This is a genomic window from Gordonia sp. NPDC127522, from assembly GCF_042672305.1.
GTDB classification, from domain to species: domain Bacteria; phylum Actinomycetota; class Actinomycetes; order Mycobacteriales; family Mycobacteriaceae; genus Gordonia; species Gordonia hongkongensis.
Window position 1 is genome coordinate 79,499 of the sequence record NZ_JBHXVK010000002.1, and the last position, 20,320, is coordinate 99,818.

Genomic DNA, 20,320 nt, shown 5'->3' on the forward strand with positions numbered 1-20,320 from the left:
GAACGCCCGCATTCTGTCCACCTGACACCGACAGTCTGTCCCGCCGCCGCTCGCGAATGGGCACGCGGGGATCAGGGTGCGCTTTGTCCCGGGAACCGGGAGAAAGCGCAACGGGATCCGATCTGTCAGGCCACGTCCTGCACGTCGGCGGCCGACGCGCCGGTGATGATGTCGAGGACCCGGGGGTATTCGGGTGCGTTCGAGGCGACCACCGAGCCGTGGTTGCCGCCCGGGATGAGTACGGCCTCCGCGTCGCCGCCGGCCTTGACGACGGCGGCGGCGTACCGCTGTGAGTTCGCCGGTGAGACCATTCGGTCGGCGGTTCCGTGGACGGCGACCACCGGGGTGTCGGGATCGATGTTCTGGATGGGATCGACCATCGTGTACCGCTGCGGAACCTGGGTCGGGGTGCCGCCGAGGGCGGTCACGATGCGGTCGTCGCCATGCGTTGCCGCATAGGTCATGTCGAGTGGACCGGCGAGGGAGACGACGCGCGTCGGGCGGAACAATGGTCGGGCACCGACCTCGTCGTCCTCCAGCTTGTGCCGGGTACCGCCCCACACCGCGAGTTGTGCACCCGCGCTGTGCCCGACGATCAGCTCGTCGTCGGTGTCGATCTGCGGGAACTGCCGGTCCACGACGACGACGTGATCGAGGGCGCTCGCGACGTCGCGGAACGTCGTCGGCCATCCACCGCCCGAACCGACTCGGCGGTACTCGATGTTGTAGACGGCCATGCCGCGGCCGGCGAGGTCTTGCGCCAGCGGCTCGAAGATGTCCGCGCCGAGAGCGCTCTGCCACGCACCGCCGTGGATGAGGACCACGAGCGGAATCGAATCGACCCGCTGCTCACCCGCGGGTAGATACAGTTCGGCCCAATTCTGCTCGGAGTCACCGTCATCCGGCGTCGGGTAGTCGACCCGGTGGACGGTCACCTCGTCGAGGTACTCGGCCGGGGCCGCCGTCGCACTGCTGGACGGGGTCGTGGTCGTCGTCGATCCGCCGGAACACGCGGACAGACCGACCACGCTCGCGACGAGAACGGCCGATGCGATGCGGCCGCCGACCGACGACGTCCTCACCGCGCGCTCAGGGGCACGGGGGTGATCGACGGGCCACTGCGGACGGTCGCCGGAAGCGGCCCGAATCCCGGCCACAGATTCACCGGCACCGTGACCGTCGCGCCCGCGGGCAGCGAGATCGACGTCGGGCTGACGGCGATCCGATCGGTGAAGGTGTCACTTCGTTCGACCTCCAGACGCAGTCGCTGCGCCCGTCCCTCCGACCGGACGGTGACACCGGTACTCGCGGTTCCGACCGACACCGCGGAACCCGGGCCGACGGCCAGCTGGGTGGTCTCGGTCGACAGCGAGCGCAGCGAGTTCTCGGTCGCGACCTGGAACTCGGCAGTCGATGCTGCCGACGAGGTCACCCGCATCCCGTGGCGCGCCGGGTCGGCATCGATGGCCGCGACCGCGCCTGCGGGCACCTCGAGATCACCCATCGCCACGACACCACCGGCGCTGAGCACCGTGGCGTCGATGTCCGCGGTGCGACCCGCCTCCACCCCGTCCACGATGATCCGGAACGGGCGGTTCGCGGGGACCGTGAAGGTGGCGGTGTTGTCATTGTTGAACAGGATCTTCTTGTCGACGCCCGGGATCGTACGACCCGCGGGGTCGGTGACCCGCACATCCCAGTCGACGTCGCCGGCGCCGCGGGCGCCACCGTTGTTGTCCGAGACGATGACCACGGTCTCGTCGCTGCGCAGTTCCGGATCCTGGTGACGTGCCAGGATCGGCGCCAACGGGACGAGCATCATCTTGTTGAGCGGGGAGCCCTGGAACAGCAGGGTCGGCTCCGACGGATTGGTCGCGGTCGAGTAGTACCAGCTGTTCGCGGCGGGGTCGGCGACGATCATCTTCTCGACGCCGGGGAAGTTGTTGTCGTACACGACGATGCCGCGCTTGCCCTGGCCGAGGTCGCGGATCGCGATCGGGTTGATGGCGTGTCCGGCGCTCTGTTCCTCGTCGGTGTAGATCGCCAAGACGTAGTTGTCGTTGCGCGCCCACGCCGACCGCAGACGGGACAGTGCCTGGGTGACCGTGACCTCGGACTGCGCCAGGTCGGTGGGCGGGAACCCCTGGGTGATGAACATCCGGGCGATGAGTTCGTCGAGCGGTGCCGACGGGCGGATGCTGTAGATGGACTGCCACGGCATCGCCAACGGGAACGGGTTCAGACGCTTGGTGGCATACAGTCCGGCGAGTGCGGCCATTCCGAAGCAGTGCCCGCCCGCCATCGACTCGTTGAATTCCTGCTGCACGAGTTCGGCCACCGTCGTCGGCGAACACACCCCGAGCACGATGCGGGCGCAGACCTCGTCACCGAAGACGGCACGCATGCCCTCGATGCTCAGGCCGCGGGTGTGCAGAGCATCATTCGGTCCCCAGTTCTCGAACGAGAATCCGTCTCGCCGGACCTGGAAATCGGTCTGCGCGACGAGCTTTCCGGCCCCGGGGTTCACCACGGGCGCAGCCTGCGACGGTCCGGACGAGACGATGGACAGACCTGCGGCCACGACCAGCACAAGTGCTGCCGCGGCGAGTCGGATCTGCCATCGATTTCCGCGTGCGCCAGTGAGCATTGCTAAACACTAGCGGACATTTCCGGCGTCGCCGGACGAGCTGACCAATTCGCGAAATGATCCCGGTAATGCGTCCCGAAATCGTCGCTCAGCACTTACCGAAATCGCACCGTGAATGTATGTACAAAAGGTCGACTCCCGACACAGCACACCGCCGGCCGCTCGGGAGAGCGACCGGCGGCTCGGTACCGGATGGGTGGGTGGGGTCAGCTGTAGAAGGTGACGGTCTTGGTCTGGGTCGTCCCGGGCTCACCCCAGTAACCGCGGATGACGGCCCGGTACTGGGTGTCCTCATACGCGGTGGCGAGGCTGCGGCACGTGTTGCCCGCAGAGCCGCCGGCGTAGGTGTTGCGCTCGGTGAAGTCGTGGCTCGGGCCGGGGCGACTGATGGCGGTCAGGGTGACCCGGACCGTACGGACTCCCTCGGTGTTCCACGCGAAAGCACAGAACCGGTCGCCCCCGTCGTCGTAACTCGCTGTGCCACCATGCGTGCTGGTGGAGAACGAGTTCGCCGACGCACCCGGCGAACCCACCACGCTGAGGACCGCCGCCGCGCCCATCGTCGCGGCGACCACCGACATCTTCTTCACCACAGATCGATTCATGATGCCGACCCTAGGATCAAGATCAGCGCATCACGAGGGGCCTCGAGCAGACTTCACCGAGCCTTCACCAGGGGTTCGTCGGTGATCCCTACGCGTCGACCCCGGGCCCGCCGGAGTTCGCCGAAATCTCCCCCGGATGTCCGCAGGTGGCCTACTTGACGCCCGAGAACACGTACTGCAGGACCGCCAGTGCCAGCTCGTTGTCCTGAATCGCCTGCCACAAGATGGTGTCCACCATGTCTGTCTCCGTTTCGATGTCGCGTGAGGTGTCGGGTCCGGCACGCCAGGCGGGAACCGTGGAGTCCCCCGACCCGGCGTCACCGATCTTACGTTGGCTGCCGGGCGAGAGTTCTTCGGGCGATCCGCGCGACGGCCTCATCGACGAGGCGGCCGGCGCTGTCGGTCGCCGCGCCACCACCGGCCGCGTCGAATGCGACCAGGACATCCCGAGCCGTGGCCACCTCGGACTCGGATGGAGCCATGCCGGATCGCGCGGGCGCGATCTGACGCGGATGGATGCAGGCCCGTCCGAAGAACCCGAGACCGATCAGCTGCCTGGTCTCGACCTCGAACGCGGCGTCATCACCGATCGAGGGCGACGCCGCCGCCAGGGGCGGACGGATCTTCGCGGCGGCTGACGCCGCCACCACTTGCGAACGTGCCCAGAGCAATTCGTTGCCGACCACTGGTGAGACACCGAGATCCGCGGCAAGGTCGACCTCGCCGATCTGGACGAACGCCACCCGCGGGCCCGCTGCAATCGCCGCCGCGTTGCACAGCCCGGCACCGGTCTCGATGAGCGGCGACACCGGCGTTCGCGGGCCGCCGAACTCGGTTTCCAGTTCCGTCAGCAGACCGTCCACACGGTCGAGGTTCGCCGCGTCGTCGACCTTGGGTAGCCAGACCCCGTCGGCGCCGGCCCGGACCGCCATGGTCAGGTCGTCGAGCAACTCGGGGCCCGGGTTCACCCGCACCCAGGCGGGCACACCCGCGCGGTCTCGGCTCGCCAGCCATTCGCCGACCGCTATGCGCGCGGTGTCCTTCCCGGCGAGCGGGACCGCGTCCTCGAGGTCGAGGACAATCGCATCGGCGCCAGAACCTGCCGCCTTGTCGAACCGCTCCGGCCGGTCCCCCGGGACGTACAGGAAGATCAGCGCCGGCGTCATCCGACGGTGACGGTGCCGTTGACCAGGGCCTTGGCGATGACGGTGCGCATGATGTCGTTGGTGCCCTCGCCGATGGACATGAGCGGGGCGTCGCGGTAGTAGCGCTCGACGTTGAACTCCGTCGAGTAGCCGTAACCACCGTGGATGCGCATCGCCTCCAGGCTTGCGGTGATCGCCGTCTCGGAGGCGAAGTACTTGGCCATGCCGGCTTCACCGTCGACGCGAGCGCCCGAATCCGCCTTCGCCGCAGCCCAATACGTCATCAAGCGGGCGGCCTGCAGCTGGGTGGCGATGTCGGCGAGCTTGAGCTGGATCGCCTGGAAGTCCGAGATCGGCTTGCCGAACGCGGTCCGCTCCCGCGAGTAGTTCAGCGCCGCGTCGTAGGACGCCTGGGCGATGCCGACACTGCGTCCGGCAATATTGAGGCGCCCGATCTCGAGGCCCGACAGGGCCTGCTGCATACCGCGACCCTCGACGCCGCCGAGCAGCGTCGACTGCGGGACGCGCACCTCGTCGAGGAAGATCTCGCACGACTCCGTGCCCTTGTAGCCGAGTTTGCCCATGTCGCGCTGGACCTCGAAGCCGGGAGTCGTGGTGTCCACCAGCAGGATACTCATGCCCTTGTGTGCCGGAGTGGCGGTCGGGTCCGTCTTCACCAGCACCGGAAGCACATTCGCGTGCCGCGCATTGGTGATCCAGGTCTTGGTGCCGCGGATGACGTAGTCGTCGCCGTCCTTGGTGGCGGTGGTCTTGATGCCCTGCAGGTCGGTCCCGGCCCCCGGTTCGGTGAGGCCGATGCCGGTGCGGCACTCGCCGCTCGCCAGGCGCGGGAGCCACTGCGCCTTCTGCTCGTCGGTGCCGTGGCGCGCGATCATCCAGCAGGACAGATTGTGGCTGCCCAGGATGCCGGCGATGCCCATCCAGCCACGCGCGAGTTCCTCGTACACGAGCGTGAACGACACCATGTCGAGTTCGAGGCCGCCGTACTCCTCGGGTGTGGTGATCCCGAACAGACCCATCTCCCGCAACCGGTCGACGATCTCGGTCGGATAGCGACCAGTGCGTTCCCACTCGTTGGCGACCGGGATGATCTCCTTGTCGACCAGCTGACGCAGGGCGGCGCGGAAGTCGCGCTGTTCCTCGGTGAAGCTGAAATCCATTGTGTTCTCCGTACTGTGAGGATGAAAGGCCGGGAGATCCCGGGCAGGGGCGAGCGTTCAACCGGCCGCGACGATGGCGGCCGCGAACTCGGTGAGCGGCGCCACCGACGGTGCGTCGCACAGACCGAAGACCGCGTCGACGAGAGCTTCGGTGTCGTCTCCCCCGCCGGTGTTGCCCCGGAACTTCTCGGCGACCGCGTCGTCGTCCATGGGCTGTCCCGACGTCCCGCGGCTGCACGGGACCTCGCCGACGACGCGCGTGGAGTCCTCGAAGGTGATGACCGCCCGGCCGGCGGCATCGGCGGCCGGGCGGTCATCGGGTACGGAGACGACCTCGACGAGACCGGCGGTCGTCGCGACCTCGGATCGCGCGATCGAGTGTTCGGCGTAGGTGTCGACGGTCACCGCACCGTCGTGGACCAGTGCGGCGACGCTCCACGGGAGGTCGAACTTCGCGTCGTAGACGCTGCGCGGTGCGCGGGTCCCGGTCCCGGGTCCGCAGACGATGTCCAGGCTGTCGGGGTGCACATCGACGAAGATGCTCGTGATCCGTTGCGGCGCTGGGTCGGCGCCGTCCTCACGCGCGGCCGCGAGGGCGGCGGCAACGGCGTCGAGCGAGGCGTGCATGAGCTGGCAGCTCGGGTACGGCTTGATCCCGATGGTCGCGCCCTCCCAACGGGTTCCGAGGTCGGCGACGATGGTGTCCGGGTCGATGTCGCGGTCGGCGAGCGCGCGGTACAGGCCACGTCGCCCCTCGAGCACCGACTCCGGTCCGCTCGCCCCCGCCACGGCCAGGCGCGCGGCCAGCACACCGCTGAGACCGGCGTTGCCCGGGTGCAGGGTCTTGGTGTTGGCACCGGTGTCGAGGAACTCGAGCAACCCACCCGACGACGACGCGGCGATCCCGATCGCATCGGTGAGCACGTCGGTGTCGGCACCGTAGAGGAGTCCGGCGGCCACGGCCCCGGCGAGGGGTCCGACCACTGCGGTCGCGTGCAGGCCCCGAGCGTGAAACCCGTGCGGAGCCGCCGCACCCAGACGACACGCGACCTCGAGCCCGGCGACCAGTGCGGTCACCGCCTGCGCTCCGGTGGCGCCGACCTCTTCGGCGACTGCGAGAACCGCGGGCGCCACAACGGTCGTCGGATGCACGAGAGCGCCGGCGTGCGTGTCGTCGAAGTCGAGCGCGTGCATCAGCACACCGTTCGCGAAGGCCGCTGCGGGTGCGGAGATCGCCTCGGCGTCCCCGAGTGGATGTGCCTGCGCCGGACCGCCGAGGCCGCGCGCCACGGACAGTCCCGGCCCGCCCTGGTCACGGCGTCGGGCACCGATCCCGTTGCCGAGACCGTCGAGGAGGTGCCGGAGCGCGGCGCGCCGGGTCTTCTCCGGAATGGCGTCGAGGCTCAGGCCGGTGGCCCAGCTCGCGAGTCGGCGGGCGGTCACGACGATTCCGGTGTCCGGTCGACAGACCCGAACGCGCCACCGTCGACGAGACCCCGGATGTCGTCCGCGCTGTATCCCAGCAGGCTCATCACCTCGTCGAAGTTCTCGTTGCGATGTGGTGCCCGACGATACTCGGGCGGCTCGGCGCCGAAGCGCACCGGTGAGGTCACCTGGCGTACCTCACCCCACACCTCGTGCTCGGTCGTCGCGATGAGTCCGCGCGCGAGCGTGTGCTCCTCGGTGAGTGCTTGCTCGACGTCGTTGATCGGGCCGGTGGGCACACCTGCGGTGGTCAGCAACCCCACCCAGTGCTCGACCGAGGCCTCGGCAAACCGCTTCTCCAGCAATGGGAGAAGCTCGTCCTTGTGCTGACCCCGGGCGGCGAAATCGGTGAACCGCGGATCGTCGAGCAGCTCCGCCAGGCCGATCGCCTCGGCGAGCCGAACCCAGAACTTCTCCTTGGCGCAGCCGACGACGAACCAGCCGTCGGCGGCCTCGAACGCCTGGAACGGGACGAGCGAGGGATGAGCCGAGTTCTTGGTCCGGCCGGGACGGTAGCCGGCGTTGAGGTGCCAGGCCGCCGGGTAGGTGAGCATCGAGACCGCGGTGTCGTACAGCGACACATCGCAGTCGCCGCCCACGCCGTCACGACGGGCCGCGTGCAGGCCGGCCAGCAAACTCAGCGCCGCGACGAAGCCACCGGAGAAATCCACAAGGGACAGACCGGATTTGGTGGGCGGGCCGTCCGGGTCACCGGTGAGGTCCATCCAGCCCGCGAGGCCCTGGAGGATGTAGTCGTAACCGGGCTGCTTTGCGCGCGGACCGGTCATGCCGAAGCCGGTGAGGCTGCAGCACACGATCGCCGGGTTGAGGTGCTTGAGGTCGTCGTAGGTGATCTTGATCTTCGCCGGGACGTCTCCCCGCAGATTCGAGTACACCGCGTCGCTGGTCCGCACCAGATCTTCGAAAACCCTGCGCCCGCCGGGTGTTTCGAGGTCGAGGGACAGGCTGCGCTTGTTGCGGTTGAAGGTCTCGAAGAACAGCGAGTCCTCACCGGAGTTGTACGGCGGGACATAGCGTCCCACGTCGCCGCCGGACTTCGGTTCCTCGATCTTGAGCACATCGGCACCGAGATCGGCGAGGTGGACGCTGCCGAACGGGCCGGCGCCGTACTGCTCGATCGCGATGATCCGGACGTCCTCGAGCGGCCTCATCGGACGGCCTCGGAGGTGGCGGTCTCGGAGCTCGCGACGGGGGCGATCTCGGTCAGCGCCGGCGCCTTGACCTCGGGGAAGTAGTTCTGGCCGATGCCGCTCTCGCGGGTCGCGACCATCACCGACCGCTTCCAGGAGATGACGACCTCACCGTCCTGATTGACCCCACGCGTCACCATCGACACGATCCCCGCGTAGGGGCGCGACTTCGACAGACGCAGGTCGGTGCAGATGCTCTCGGCGTAGATGGTGTCGCCGACATACACCGGGTGGGCAAGCTTGACGTCGGTGAACTGCAGGTTGGCCACCGCGTTCTGGCTCATGTCGATGACCGAGAGTCCGAGCACCAGGGCGATGGTCAGGCCCGAGTTCACGATGACCTTGCCGTCGGTGATGGGGTTCGTCGCGGCCAGATGTTCGTTGAAGTGGTTCTGGTTGGTGTTCATCGACAGGCACGTGATCCATGCGTTGTCGGTGTCGGTGATGGTGCGGCCCATCGGGTGTTGGTAGACGTCGCCCACGACGTAGTCCTCGAAGAAGCGTCCGAGCGTGGCGGGATGGGTGGTCAATGGTCCTCCTCAGGGTGCGGCGTCGTGGGGTGCACACAACGAGCCGTGACGCGGACCACCATAAACATCTGATCTTTAGGACGTCAAGGTCGTGTCATTCCTGGCGATACCTCGAATTTACATCCAGGTGTTGCCGAAACCATCGGATGTATTGCATGATGCTCCCGAGCGCATCTATGGCTCAGATCACTCCCGTCATCGGGGACACAGCTGAAGACGTCGGGGTGACGGCATGGAAAGAGGAAGCGAGTTTCGATGAAGCGAATCGGCGTGGATGTAGGCGGCACGTTCACCGACCTGGTCCTGTGGGACGACGACGGGACGGTCACGGTGCACAAGACTCCGTCGACCAACCACGATCCCTCGATCGGCACGATGGACGGGATCGGGGTGCTCGCCGAACGCGCGGGTATCGACGTCGCGGACATCGAGATGTTCTTCCACGGCACCACCGTGGCCACCAACATCGTGCTCGAGCACAACGGCAGCGACGTCGGCATGATCACCACCGACGGCTTTCGGGACCTCCTGCACATCGCGCGCAAGAAGCGCCCCTTGAACTACTCCAATTACCAGGACCTGCCCTGGCAGAAGTGGCAGCTGGTCCCCCGCCGCAACCGGCGGACCGTCGCGGAACGGATCGACGCCGCAGGCAACGTGCTGACCCCGCTCGACGAGGACGCGGTTCGTCGTGAGATCGGCCTGCTCCGCGAGCGCGGCGTCGAGGCGATCGCGGTCGCGTTCCTGCACGCCTACCGCAACCCCACGCACGAGCGTCGCGTCCGCGAGATCATCGCCGAGGAGTACCCCGGCGTGTTCGTCTCGCTGTCCAGCGATGTGGCGTCGCAGTACCGCGAGTACGAGCGCTTCTCCACGACGGCCCTCAACGCCTTCGTCGGTCCCAAGACCTCGCGCTACATCGAGAACCTGGCCGGCAAGGCGAAGGCCGCCCAGGTGGGCGAGGACGTCCACCTGATGACCTCCGCCGGCGGACTGGTGACCTCCCGCAGCGCGAGCGAGGTGCCCGTCTCGCTCCTGACCAGCGGCGTCGTCGCCGGCCTGCTCGGCGGCTGCTTCATCGGCAAGGCGTCGGGCTATCCGAGCGTCATCACCCTCGACGTCGGCGGTACCTCCGCCGACATCGGCGTCGCACCCGACGGCAAGCTCCGCATGAAGCACCTGCTCGACACCCGCATCGGCGACTACCACGCGATGGTCCCGATGGCCGAGGTCGACACCATCGGCGCCGGCGGCGGCTCGATCGCCAGCATCGACGAGGGCGGCATGTTCCGCGTCGGGCCGCGCAGCGCCGGCGCGATGCCCGGACCGGCCTGCTACAACCGCGGCGGCACCGAACCCACATCCACCGACGCGATGGTGGTCATGGGCTGGCTGGGCGCCGACAGCTTCCTGTCGGGAACCATGGAGGTCAAGCCGGAGCTCGCGACCGACGCGGTCAGGACCCACATCGCCGACAAGCTCGGCGCCGATCTCGAGCATGCCGCCATGGGCATCTTCCAGATCCTCGCCCATTCGATGACCGAGGCCATCTCGCTGCACTCGGTCCGGAAAGGCTATGACCCGCGCGAGTTCTCGCTGGTCGCCGAGGGCGGCGCCGGGCCGCTCTACGCCTGGCAGATCGCCGAGCACCTGGGCATACCACGCGTCATCGTCCCCGGCCATCCCGGGATCACCTCGGCGGTCGGCCTGCTGACCACCGACGTGCGCTATGAGGTCCCCACCACCGTGTGGACCTCGTCGGCCGAGCCCGACCTCGACCTGCTGCGTCGTGAGATGGATCGACTGTCCGAGCAGGCCGTGGCCCAGCTTCGGGCCGACGGCATCGCCGAGGACGCGATCACCCTCGAGCGCAGCGTCGACTGCCGTTATGTCGGACAGGGTTACGAACTTCGGGTGCCCGCACCCGCCGGGGACATCACCGCCGACTGGGTGGAGCAGACCGCGGCCACCTTCCACGAGGTGCACGGCCGCACCTACTCGCAACGCTTCGACGACAAGCCGGTCCAGCTGGTCAACATCCGCGTGACCGGTGTCGGCGCGGTCGAGCACATCCGTATCGCCGAGATCGAGAAGGGCGACGCCGACGCCTCGGCCGCGATCAAGAAGACCACCCGCGCGCTCTTCTGGAAGAACGACTCGGCTGATCCGGAATGGGTCGACACTCCCGTCTACGATCGCACACTCTTCAAGGCGGGCAACACCTTCGAGGGCCCGGCCATCGTCCAGCAGTTCGACTCGACGACCATCGTCGGCATCGGACAGAAGGCCACGGTCGACGCCGTGGGCCACATCATCATCGAGAGGAGCGCCTGACATGGCGAAGGCCCTGATGCCCACGGACGGCGTTTCGCTCGCCGCCGAGGCGAACCGGACATGGAACACCGTCGAGGTCGACCCGATCACGCTGCGCGTCATCGGCGGTGCGCTGAACTCGATGGCCAAGGAGATGGCCCAGGTCCTCTACCGGATGGCGTACTCGAGCCTGATCCGCGAGTCCGAGGATCTCGGCGCCGGCATCTTCGACGTCAACGGTCGCGAGCTGTGCGAGTCGGATTCGACTCCCATGCACTGTGGTTCGATCCCGGCCTACATCCGCGGCGTGAACCGCAAACTCGCCGGAACCTACAAGCCGGGTGACGTCATCCTGCACAACCACCCGTATCACGGTGCCGCGCACTCCCCCGACTACGGCGTGATCATCCCGATCTTCTGGGAGGGTGAGCACATCGGTTTCGCCGGCTGCACCGGCCACGTCTCCGACATCGGCGGCAATTTCCCCGGCCTGTGCATGGACGTCGTCGACGTCTGGGCCGAAGGCAAGCTGATGGACTCGATGAAGATCTACGACGGCGGCGTCCGCAACGACATGCTGATCCAGCACATCCTGGACAACGTGCGTACCCCCGAGCAGAACCGCGGCGACCTCGAGGCCCTCATCGCGTGCTCGCGCATCGGCGAGAAGCGGTTCGTCGAGTTGCTCGAGAAGTACGGCCTCGACGTCGTGATGTCCGCCGCCGACCGGTGGATGGACTACTCGGAAGAGATGCTGCGCAGCCGGATCCGCCAGATCCCCAACGGCAGCTACGAGGCGCCTATCGGTTATCTCGACGACGACGGCAAGAATCGCGGTGTGCCGCTGAAGGTCGCGGTGCGCGTGCAGGTCGAGGACGAAGACGTCCTCATCGACCTCACCGGCTCGAACGACCAGGTGCCGACCGCGTTCAACGTGCCGTTCGAGGGTTCGGTGCTGCCGGTCGCGGTCAGCGCCATCCGCACGATCCTGCTCGATGAGCACCTCACCGAGGAGTTCGTCCCGCAGAACGACGGTTGTTTCCGTCCGGTGCGCGCCTACGCGCCGGAGGGCACGATCTTCAACCCGGACTTCCCGGCGTCGTGCTTCGCACGCTTCTCGCAGGTGAACCGCATCTTCGACTCGATCAACCTGGCGCTCGCGCCGGTGCTGCCCGAGCGGGCGATCGCCGGTTCGTCGGCCGCCCTGTGCGCGATCGCCTACTCCGGTCTGGCCGAGGACGGCGAGTCGTACTGGGTGTACATCGAGATCAACGAGGGTTCCTACGGCGCCCGTAACGGCAAGGACGGCATGGACGCCGTCGACGCCCTGATGGCCAACACCCGCAACAACCCGATCGAGGAGCTCGAGCTCAACCACGCGATGCGTGCCGAGCGCTACGAACTCCGCGACGAGTCACCGGCACCCGGCCAATGGCGCGGCGGCATCGGCAGCGTGCGGACCTGGTACATGCAGACCGACACCTTCCTGGGGTCGGAAGCCGACAACCGGACCGACCCGCCCGCCGGCGCTCTCGGCGGCGGCGACGGCGCGTCGGGATCCTTCGTCCGCAACCCCGGTACCCCGGACGAGGAGGTGCTGTTCTCCAAGGTGACCCAGGAGGTCATCCGCGAGGGCGAGCGACTCGAGATCCGGATGCCGTCGGGCGGCGGCTTCGGCGATCCGTTCCTGCGCGACCCGTTCGCCGTCCTCTCCGACGTGTGGGACGAGTACCTCACCGCCGAGGAGGCACGCCAGGACTACGGTGTCGTCGTGAACACCGACGACTGGACGGTCGACGCAGCGGCCACCGAGCAGCTGCGCTCGTCGCGGGTGGCGTCCTGAACAGTTCGACAGGAAGGGCCGGTGATTCTGTCGCCGGCCCTTCCGGCGTCGGTGGCATTCCGCCCGCTCGCTCCGCTCCCAGCGCGGGCGGGAGTTCCTCTGCCGAAATCGTATCGCTCGCTGAGCAATTGAACACGGTGATCTCGTGGGTGCCCGAGGAGCTCGGCGTCGACCCCGGGGTTGAATCCGGCCCGCTGTCCGGGGCGCGGATCGGTGTGAAGGACAACATCGAGGTCGGCGGGGTGCGGTCCACCTGTGGGTCGGAGTACTTCGCCGACCGGGTGGCAGAGTCCGATGCAGCCTGTGTCGGTGCGTTGAAGCGTGCGGGTGCGACGATCACCTCGACGTTGAACCTCGCCGAGTTCGCGGTCGGTGTGACGAGTCAGAATTCGGCCTCGGGCGGGCCGGTGAACCCGTGGGACCCGACGCGTGTGCCGGGCGGGTCGAGCGGCGGTTCCGGTGTCGCGGTGGCGGCGGGAGTCGTCGATGTGTCGCTCGGTACCGACACGGGTGGATCGATTCGTTTGCCCGCCGCATGCTGCGGCGTGACCGGTCTGCGGCCGTCGGTCGGCGTGCTCGACATGTCCGGGATCTTCCCCGTCAGTGCGGACTTCGACACCGTCGGTCCACTGGCACGATCGGCCGCTCTGGTCCGGGACACGTTCGCGGTGCTCGCCGGCACTGATCCGACGCCGCTGCGGATCGGACCGCTGCGCATCTCGATGCCGTGGCCGTTCGTCACCGACGACGTGGATCCGGCAGTACGGGATGCGATGACCGGCGTCGCGGACCTGCTTCGCGAACTGGGCCACAGCATCGTGAATGTGCCGGTGCGTCACAGCGAGTCGGCACAGGACGTCGTCTACACCCTCATCTACTCGGATCTGGCGGAGGTCCACGCTGAGCGGTTGAACGATGAGCCGAGCCGGTTCCAACCCGCGACCCGGGAACGAATCCGTCTGGGCCTGAGCATCTTCGACGAGGAGGTCGTGGCCGCTCGGCGACAGCGTGACGTGTTCCGTGCCGGGACCGCTGAGTTGTTCGGCGAGGTCGATGTGGTCCTCACCCCGGCGATGCCCGGCGACGTCCCGCCGCTCGGTGGAGGTGATGCCGTTGTGGCTCAGGCGCGTCGGATGGGACAGCTCACCTACCCGTGGTCGCTGCACGACGGCCCGACCCTGGCGCTACCGGTGGGCGTGCATCCGTCCGGCATGCCCATCGGGGCGCAGTTGACCGCGGCGAGAGGTGGCGAGGGAACCTTGTTCGCACTCGCCGAACAGTTCCAGGCGCACACCGACTGGCATCGGCGACTTCCGCCGGTGCGAGTCGGCGAGGGCTGACAGCTCAGCCCTGGCGTCGGAGAAGGTCCATCTGTTTGTAGACGTCGCCCAGGTGGTCGAGGTGGCGGCGCATGAGGGTCATCGCGGTCATGGAGTCCCGCGCCTCGACCGCGTCGAGGATGGCGCGGTGATCTTCGTCGACGCACTTCCAGAAATCCTCGGGAGCGGCGTCGCGGCTGAATCGGCTGCCGATGACGCGGAAGACCGGCACGGTGATCAGGTCGAGCAGCGGGTTGTCCGCGGCCCGAAGCAGCACGCGGTGGAACTCCTGGTTGTTGGCGTACACCTCGGGACCGATCTCACCGGTTGGGTCGAAGATGGTGGCGCGCAACTCTTCCAGATGTACGTCCGTGTGCCGGTATGCCGCGACTCCCGCGGCGGGCACCTCGGTGAGCTGCCGGACCTCCATCAGTTGGTCGACGGTGACCCCCTCGGCCGCCGCGAGCAGGGTGACCCCGGCTTCGAGGTGAGCGCTCAGCTGGCCGATGTCGGGGGTGGCGACGAACGTCCCGCCGGTGACGCCGCGCGTGGTGTGGACCAGGTTCTCGCTGGCGAGCGAGCGGATGGCCTCGCGGACGGTGCTCTGCCCGACGCCGAACTCGGCCCGCAACTCGGTGTCGGATGGTAACCGCGTACCGGGGGTCAGCTCTCCCGCCAGGATGCGCACCCGGAGCGCATCGGCCACGACCTGGTACGCCGGGCGCCGCGCCGACTTATTCGCTTCCGTCACAACATCTTCCGATCGTGGATAGGTGTGACCCAACTTACCAGATCGACGAGAACCTCCCGTACTTCCCGACTTCGCTTCGACGACGCGACCTCGATCGAGGTCGCGTCGTCGAGCTGAGGTCTTTCAGTTGTGTGCTCTGGGAGGCCGTCGTGCGGTTCGTCGGCGCGCGGTTCGCCGCTCCGACGCCTCGACCTCCGCAATCGCAGTGCGGAGCATCTCCGCGAAACGACCCCAGTACGCGGCCTCGTCGTCGTAGACCCGAATTGTCAGCGGGTCGATTGCTGCCAACCGGGCACCGTTGGCTCTGCTCTGCCAGTTCTCCCACTGGTCCTCACACACCTCGAGGTAGCCGGCGAGTCTGGCGGCGCCGTGGTCTCTCAGTGCGGCGATCCTGCTCGGCATCGAAGTCCCCTCGTCGGTGTGATTCATGCACACGCTATGCCGTGGGTACGACACTCTCGGAAACCCACGATCGCCCCGGCATGCCGCCGGGATTCTGCAGCGAAAGTGCCTGCTGTACAGTGCCGCCGACCAACTGCTGGTTGAGCCGGTACCGAGAGCAGCGAGGAGCCGGGTCGAAGCCACCCAGCGTGGGCTCGCTACAGAATCCCGGGGGCCGGGTTCGGTCTCACACTGTGGAGTTGTCAAAGGTCGTGTGGCGTCGAGGTCGACGCCGGAGGGGCTGGTGAGGCCGGGGGGCCCGGTTAGACGAGGGCGTCGTCGAGTCGCATGGTGCGCCTGTTGTAGGCAGGCCGGGGTAGGTGTCGCGGGTCGATATCGGCCGGCGGGATCAGCCACGGATGCCGGTCCGGGCCCATCACCACCTGCCACCCGTGATGATGGACTTGGGTGTGACAGCGCTGGCAGAGTAAGCACCCGTTGTCCAGATCAGTCGGCCCACCCTCGCTCCAGTGGACCAGATGATGCACTTGCGTATGCGCGGCTGGCGCACCACATTTCACACAACACTGATCCCGCACGATGATCGCGTGACGGAGATGATGGGGGAACAGGCGTTTGGTGGTCCCCATCTGTAACGGCACGCCTTCGGCGTCGAGGACGATCTCGGCGACCCCGCCATCACACGACAACCGTTGCGTGGTCGACGCCGATACGGCTCCGACCCACGGCAAGCGTGCCGGATCAGCGCCGTCGCCCGGGATGGTGACCAGTAGTTGGGTGCGGGGTGCGCCGGCGGAGGTCATCGCTGCACCGATCGCAGCCTGATCGAGCAGCAACTCCAAACCATCCGCGCGGCGTTGGGCCGCGTCGCGTCGGTCGCCGACGCCGTCGGGTTCGGGACGTGGGCATGATCGTTCGTCGATCATCGTCAGAAACTTCTCGCCGATCGTCGCGGTCACGTCGGCGGTGATCGCGACTCTGCCTTCCTCGGTCATCCGGGTGTGCAGGGTGTTCAGTGATGCATCATCAGCCGCCGGGACCACATCGGAATCGGATGCGGTAGCACGCAGGGCGATAGTGCGGGCGTGGGTGTCGACCTCGGCGGGGGTGGCACCGGAGAACGCCTGCGCGAGCAAGTCACTCTCGAACACCGGCCGGTCCTCGTCGGTCACCGCAGCCGCAGCGTGTTTGTCGATGAACGCGATACCGCGGACGACTGCGTCGACGCACTCGGCAGACAAGTACCCCTCGGCGGCGCAGTGGGCGACTTTCGGCAACGATCCCAGCCCGCCGGCGATCCGCGCGCCCCGGTAGGCGGCCGAGGGTGGCATTCCCATGTCGATCAGCCACGACCGGGTTGTCGACCCGGCACGCACAGCCGCACCCGACGCGTCCAGGAGGGCGATGTGGACGGCGATCTGATGATCGAGAGCATTACGCAACACGCGCAGTTCGTCGAGTCGCTCCATGACCTTCCGACCAGTGCCGTCGTCGGGCGGTGGCTGCAGAGAGATGAGGGTGTCGCGGAGCTCAGTGATCGAGGGCATGACATCAGGGTACTCGCCGACACGTTCGACGACGAGATTTGTCCACAGCCCCATCGGATTCGATTTCAACTGTGCTGCAATTGATGTCACTCACGACCCAGCGGTGAACCGTGGTGAACTGCAGTGAACAGAAACCCCATTCGTCACATGTTCGGCTGTACCAGTGACCGGTCGATCACTGCCATGGCTGTGGATCTGCGACTGTCAGCCGTCGTGACGCTCGAGAGAGGCGCTCCGCCAGGCAGCCCGATTCACCTGGATCGGTCAGGTCGCGCCCGCCAGCACCGCAGCGCCGAGCCAGACGAGTGCGATCACCTTGACGACCTCGAATCCGACGTAGGCGACGTGGGCGTGACTCCGCGGTTCTTCGTGCCCGGCGAGCACGGCGTCGGATCGCTTGGTCAGCGCGGGTCGTACGAACGCCACCTGAATGACGAGCGCACCGATCGCCACCCCCGCTGCGACCGGCTCGGCGAGACCGGGCCACGACCCCAGCACGATCGCGACGAGAATGCCGACCGCCCACACGATTTCGGCCGCGTTCAGGGCGCGGAACACCAGCCGGCCGATGCCGAGTCCGATGGGCAGGGTCACCCCAGGTGCGCGGAACTTCAGCGGTGCCTCGATGAACGAGATGGCGAACACCATGCCGAGCCACAGTAAGGTCAGCGCGGTGACGAGCGCTCCGGAAGTGCTCACCGGGCGGGGTCGACACGAGGACGGGTGTGGGCGGTCCAGGTCTGGCCGTCGTGGTACCGGTCCGCGCTCGTGTCCTGGGGGTCCGGATACCAGCCACCCACGCCCCGTGCGTCGTCGACGGTCGAGCTCTTAGACTTCCGCGACATCAACACGACGATGCCGGCGATGATGCCGCCGAGAACGGCCACCAGCACGAGCAGGGCGAGGAGCATCAGGATGATCGACATGTCCGCACCGTACCGAGCGTGGCGCTCGATGCCACGTCCTCGACGCCGACCGCGCCCCGGTTCCGTCGAACGACGGACCCGCCCGTGAGGGTCAGCCGACGGTCTTCACCGGTATCCCCATCCACTGCGCGCGACGAATCATGGTGACCGCGTTGTCGATCGCTGCACACCCTGGGTCGTTGTTGAAATAGACGTAGACATCGCAGGAGTCGTCGTACGTCTCGGTCAGACGGCGCAACCAGCTGTCGATCGCTCGGGTTCCGTAACTCATCGGCCGCCGCGCCGTTCCGTCGTGCAGCCGTAGATAGCCGAAATCGCCTGTGCGCCAGAGCGGATTGAGTATCCGGTTCTTGCGGTCGGCCCAGCAGAGCGTCGCCTTGTGCCGTTCGAGGACCGACCTGACCTCGTCGGTCCACCAGGACTCGTGCCGGGGTTCGACGGCGACCTGGACCGTCTTCGGGAACAAGGAAAGCGTCTCGTCCAGGGCGTCGGGTGCGGCACGGAGGTTGGGCGGCAGCTGCAGGAGCACCGGTCCCAACCGTCCGTCGAGACCCGCCGAGCGATCGAGGAAGCGCTGGACCGGCTCGGCCGGCTCCTTCAACCGCTTGATGTGCGTCAGGTACCGGCTCATCTTCGCGGCCATCCGGAAGTCGGCGGGGACGGTCTCGGCCCAGTTCTCGAACGCCTTCCTCTCGGGCAGCCGATAGAAGGTGTTGTTGACCTCGGCGGTCGGGAACCGCTGCGCGTAATAGTCCAACCACAACCGCTGCGGGAGCTTCGCGGGGTAGAACGCGCCACGCCAGTCCCGGTACTGCCAGCCGGAGGTGCCGATGAACAGCATCGCGCAACTATCCGTTCGGGACGGGGCTACGAATCCCGTCCACGACGAGTGCCCGATATGCGCGTGGGTGTCGACTCACGGCTCGTGGGTACCCGTCGGTGGCACACGCCAATCACCGAGACGGGAGCACACATGACCAAGCTGGCGATCATCTACTACTCGGCCACCGGACACGGCACCGCAATGGCGCAGGCACTGTCGGACGCCGGTGAATCCGCCGGAGCCGAGGTCCGGGTCCGCCACATCGCCGAGACGAGGGATCCGGAGACGTTCGCCGACAACCCGGCCTGGTCGGCCAACTACGAGGCCACCAAGGACCTGCCCGCCGCGGCCGGCGACGACATCGTGTGGGCAGACGGCGTGATCTTCGGGAGCCCGACGCGGTTCGGCAGCACGGCTTCGCCGTTCCAGACATTCATCGATTCGCTCGGCGGACTGTGGGCCGAGGGCAAACTGGCCGACAAGGCCTACGCCGCCTTCACCTCCAGTCAGACCGTGCACGGCGGACAGGAGACCACCCTCACCGGTCTCTACACATCGCTGATGCACTTCGGCGGCATCCTCGTCCCGCCCGGGTACACCGACGGACTGAAGTTCGCCGACGGCAACCCGTACGGCGTCTCGCATGTCACGGGCCCGGAGAACAAGAACGAGCTCGACGACGCGACGAAGGCCGCGCTCGAACACATGGCGCAGCGGGTGGTGCGGATCGCGGGCCTCCTGGCCGCCTGACACCTTCGCTCACGAGATCCGTTCCCGCTCAGCCGGTTGGTTCGGGCGGGGACGGATCTTGTGAGCGTGCGGCCGCCGTAATCGAGTTGACAGCGAAGGTTCGGCGGTTCACCATCGGTGCTCGTGTATGTCAGTGTGTCGCCCTCCGGGCGTGAGGAGGTCGTCGGCGTCGTGCGCGCCGACGGTTGAGTAACCCGCTCCGATCGGCGCGCGTCCCCGCAGTGGTGGACCGCGCCCGTCGAATCGTGCACTCTTCTTCCTCCTCCGACACCTGAGGTGTACCCACTCATGCATTCCTTGACCGAAACCCAGATCCGCTCGTCGTTCGTCAACGCCTCCCAACGCGAGCGCAAGAGCGTGACCCTCCCACCCGATTTCAGCGACTTCGACTGGGAGCAGCTCGATTTCGTCGGCTGGCGCGATCCGAAACTACCGATGGTCGGATACGTGGTCATCCCGACCGACGACGACGTCGTGGGGATCATGCTCCGACTCGGTGGCCGCCAGCCGCGAACCCGTCCCCTGTGCTCGTTCTGCGAGGACGTGCATCTGCCCAACGAGGTCGCCTTCTTCAGTGCCAAACTCGCCGGCGCCGCGGGACGCAAGGGCAACACGGTCGGGACGTTGATCTGCTCGAACTTCGAGTGTTCGGCGAACGTCCGCGCCAAGCCGTCGGCCATCTTCTCCACCGACGACCCCGAAACCGTTCGACAACAGCGCATTCAGGCATTGCAGACCCACCTCGTGGGATTCGCGCAACGAGTGGCGAGCGGCGACAGCTGACGCGAGCCACTGCTCCCTGAGCTGAGGAGCCGCCGGAGCTTGCGGAGGGCGCGACCAAC

General features: G+C 67.3%; 19 protein-coding genes. 5 read left to right on the forward strand and 14 right to left on the reverse strand.

What is annotated here, in order from left to right:
• Positions 1–125: 125 nt before the first annotated feature.
• The 8 genes from ACFVHY_RS04660 to ACFVHY_RS04695 form a co-directional block, all read right to left on the reverse strand.
• On the reverse strand, positions 126–1,028 hold the full coding sequence (locus tag ACFVHY_RS04660; RefSeq protein ID WP_390270317.1) for an alpha/beta hydrolase family protein: 903 nt from the start codon (positions 1,026–1,028) through the stop codon (positions 126–128).
• Positions 1,029–1,078: 50 nt separating this feature from the next.
• Entirely contained in the window at positions 1,079–2,647 is a 1,569-nt protein-coding gene (locus tag ACFVHY_RS04665; RefSeq protein ID WP_390269012.1) for a hypothetical protein, read from the reverse strand.
• Between the two features lie 206 nt (positions 2,648–2,853).
• Positions 2,854–3,252, reverse strand: a complete 399-nt coding sequence (locus ACFVHY_RS04670; protein ID WP_390269015.1) for a hypothetical protein — start codon at positions 3,250–3,252, stop codon at positions 2,854–2,856.
• A gap of 326 nt (positions 3,253–3,578) precedes the next feature.
• A complete protein-coding gene (locus ACFVHY_RS04675) occupies positions 3,579–4,418 on the reverse strand; it encodes an HpcH/HpaI aldolase/citrate lyase family protein (RefSeq protein WP_390269018.1) in 840 nt (279 codons plus the stop codon).
• Positions 4,415–5,578, reverse strand: a complete 1,164-nt coding sequence (locus ACFVHY_RS04680) for an acyl-CoA dehydrogenase family protein (protein ID WP_390269021.1) — start codon at positions 5,576–5,578, stop codon at positions 4,415–4,417. Before ACFVHY_RS04680 ends, ACFVHY_RS04675 begins: the two co-directional genes overlap by 4 nt.
• Before the next feature lie 57 nt (positions 5,579–5,635).
• The gene (locus ACFVHY_RS04685) at positions 5,636–7,021 is read right to left on the reverse strand and encodes an MmgE/PrpD family protein (RefSeq protein WP_390269024.1); all 1,386 of its coding nucleotides are present in this window, start codon (positions 7,019–7,021) and stop codon (positions 5,636–5,638) included.
• Positions 7,018–8,235: a CaiB/BaiF CoA transferase family protein gene (locus tag ACFVHY_RS04690; RefSeq protein ID WP_390269027.1), complete on the reverse strand. Its 1,218-nt coding sequence runs from the start codon at positions 8,233–8,235 to the stop codon at positions 7,018–7,020. Before ACFVHY_RS04690 ends, ACFVHY_RS04685 begins: the two co-directional genes overlap by 4 nt.
• On the reverse strand, positions 8,232–8,804 hold the full coding sequence (locus ACFVHY_RS04695; RefSeq protein WP_390269030.1) for a MaoC family dehydratase: 573 nt from the start codon (positions 8,802–8,804) through the stop codon (positions 8,232–8,234). Before ACFVHY_RS04695 ends, ACFVHY_RS04690 begins: the two co-directional genes overlap by 4 nt.
• 255 nt (positions 8,805–9,059) lie before the next feature.
• Here ACFVHY_RS04695 and ACFVHY_RS04700 point away from each other — a divergent pair, with 255 nt between their 5' ends.
• From ACFVHY_RS04700 to ACFVHY_RS04710, 3 genes are all read left to right on the forward strand, one after another.
• Positions 9,060–11,138 (forward strand): hydantoinase/oxoprolinase family protein, encoded by a 2,079-nt coding sequence (locus tag ACFVHY_RS04700; RefSeq protein ID WP_390269033.1) that lies wholly within the window; start codon positions 9,060–9,062, stop codon positions 11,136–11,138.
• A 1-nt stretch (position 11,139) separates the two neighbouring features.
• Positions 11,140–12,960 (forward strand): hydantoinase B/oxoprolinase family protein, encoded by a 1,821-nt coding sequence (locus ACFVHY_RS04705; RefSeq protein WP_078114076.1) that lies wholly within the window; start codon positions 11,140–11,142, stop codon positions 12,958–12,960.
• 137 nt (positions 12,961–13,097) lie between these two features.
• Positions 13,098–14,300: an amidase gene (locus tag ACFVHY_RS04710; protein ID WP_390270320.1), complete on the forward strand. Its 1,203-nt coding sequence runs from the start codon at positions 13,098–13,100 to the stop codon at positions 14,298–14,300.
• Positions 14,301–14,304: 4 nt separating this feature from the next.
• Here ACFVHY_RS04710 and ACFVHY_RS04715 read toward each other — a convergent pair whose 3' ends face one another.
• The 6 genes from ACFVHY_RS04715 to ACFVHY_RS04740 form a co-directional block, all read right to left on the reverse strand.
• Entirely contained in the window at positions 14,305–15,030 is a 726-nt protein-coding gene (locus ACFVHY_RS04715) for a FadR/GntR family transcriptional regulator (protein WP_390269037.1), read from the reverse strand.
• A 123-nt stretch (positions 15,031–15,153) separates the two neighbouring features.
• Positions 15,154–15,459, reverse strand: a complete 306-nt coding sequence (locus tag ACFVHY_RS04720; RefSeq protein ID WP_390269040.1) for a hypothetical protein — start codon at positions 15,457–15,459, stop codon at positions 15,154–15,156.
• A gap of 275 nt (positions 15,460–15,734) precedes the next feature.
• Positions 15,735–16,979 (reverse strand): DUF222 domain-containing protein, encoded by a 1,245-nt coding sequence (locus ACFVHY_RS04725; protein ID WP_390269043.1) that lies wholly within the window; start codon positions 16,977–16,979, stop codon positions 15,735–15,737.
• A gap of 264 nt (positions 16,980–17,243) precedes the next feature.
• Positions 17,244–17,678, reverse strand: a complete 435-nt coding sequence (locus tag ACFVHY_RS04730) for a hypothetical protein (protein ID WP_390269046.1) — start codon at positions 17,676–17,678, stop codon at positions 17,244–17,246.
• The gene (locus ACFVHY_RS04735; RefSeq protein ID WP_390269049.1) at positions 17,675–17,905 is read right to left on the reverse strand and encodes a DUF2510 domain-containing protein; all 231 of its coding nucleotides are present in this window, start codon (positions 17,903–17,905) and stop codon (positions 17,675–17,677) included. The genes ACFVHY_RS04730 and ACFVHY_RS04735 overlap by 4 nt, the downstream gene beginning before the upstream one ends.
• Positions 17,906–17,996: 91 nt before the next feature.
• Positions 17,997–18,746, reverse strand: coding sequence for a DUF72 domain-containing protein (locus ACFVHY_RS04740; protein ID WP_390269052.1), 750 nt, complete (start codon positions 18,744–18,746; stop codon positions 17,997–17,999).
• A 132-nt stretch (positions 18,747–18,878) separates the two neighbouring features.
• On the opposite strand from ACFVHY_RS04740, the gene wrbA reads away from it, so the two are divergent.
• Both wrbA and ACFVHY_RS04750 read left to right on the forward strand, forming a co-directional pair.
• A complete protein-coding gene (gene wrbA, locus ACFVHY_RS04745) occupies positions 18,879–19,478 on the forward strand; it encodes an NAD(P)H:quinone oxidoreductase (RefSeq protein ID WP_390269055.1) in 600 nt (199 codons plus the stop codon).
• Positions 19,479–19,766: 288 nt separating this feature from the next.
• The gene (locus tag ACFVHY_RS04750; RefSeq protein WP_390269058.1) at positions 19,767–20,261 is read left to right on the forward strand and encodes an FBP domain-containing protein; all 495 of its coding nucleotides are present in this window, start codon (positions 19,767–19,769) and stop codon (positions 20,259–20,261) included.
• Positions 20,262–20,320: the final 59 nt, after the last annotated feature.

Excerpts from the sequence above, each read along its gene's own strand:
- ACFVHY_RS04665 (WP_390269012.1), bottom strand. The coding sequence starts at position 2,647 with ATGCTCACTGGCGCACGCGGAAATCGATGGCAGATCCGACTCGCCGCG.
- ACFVHY_RS04670 (WP_390269015.1), bottom strand. The coding sequence starts at position 3,252 with ATGAATCGATCTGTGGTGAAGAAGATGTCGGTGGTCGCCGCGACGATG.
- ACFVHY_RS04675 (WP_390269018.1), bottom strand. The coding sequence starts at position 4,418 with ATGACGCCGGCGCTGATCTTCCTGTACGTCCCGGGGGACCGGCCGGAG.
- ACFVHY_RS04680 (WP_390269021.1), bottom strand. The coding sequence starts at position 5,578 with ATGGATTTCAGCTTCACCGAGGAACAGCGCGACTTCCGCGCCGCCCTG.
- ACFVHY_RS04690 (WP_390269027.1), bottom strand. The coding sequence starts at position 8,235 with ATGAGGCCGCTCGAGGACGTCCGGATCATCGCGATCGAGCAGTACGGC.
- ACFVHY_RS04700 (WP_390269033.1), top strand. The coding sequence starts at position 9,060 with ATGAAGCGAATCGGCGTGGATGTAGGCGGCACGTTCACCGACCTGGTC.
- ACFVHY_RS04705 (WP_078114076.1), top strand. The coding sequence starts at position 11,140 with ATGGCGAAGGCCCTGATGCCCACGGACGGCGTTTCGCTCGCCGCCGAG.
- ACFVHY_RS04720 (WP_390269040.1), bottom strand. The coding sequence starts at position 15,459 with ATGAATCACACCGACGAGGGGACTTCGATGCCGAGCAGGATCGCCGCA.
- ACFVHY_RS04725 (WP_390269043.1), bottom strand. The coding sequence starts at position 16,979 with ATGCCCTCGATCACTGAGCTCCGCGACACCCTCATCTCTCTGCAGCCA.
- ACFVHY_RS04735 (WP_390269049.1), bottom strand. The coding sequence starts at position 17,905 with ATGTCGATCATCCTGATGCTCCTCGCCCTGCTCGTGCTGGTGGCCGTT.
- ACFVHY_RS04740 (WP_390269052.1), bottom strand. The coding sequence starts at position 18,746 with ATGCTGTTCATCGGCACCTCCGGCTGGCAGTACCGGGACTGGCGTGGC.
- wrbA (WP_390269055.1), top strand. The coding sequence starts at position 18,879 with ATGACCAAGCTGGCGATCATCTACTACTCGGCCACCGGACACGGCACC.
- ACFVHY_RS04750 (WP_390269058.1), top strand. The coding sequence starts at position 19,767 with ATGCATTCCTTGACCGAAACCCAGATCCGCTCGTCGTTCGTCAACGCC.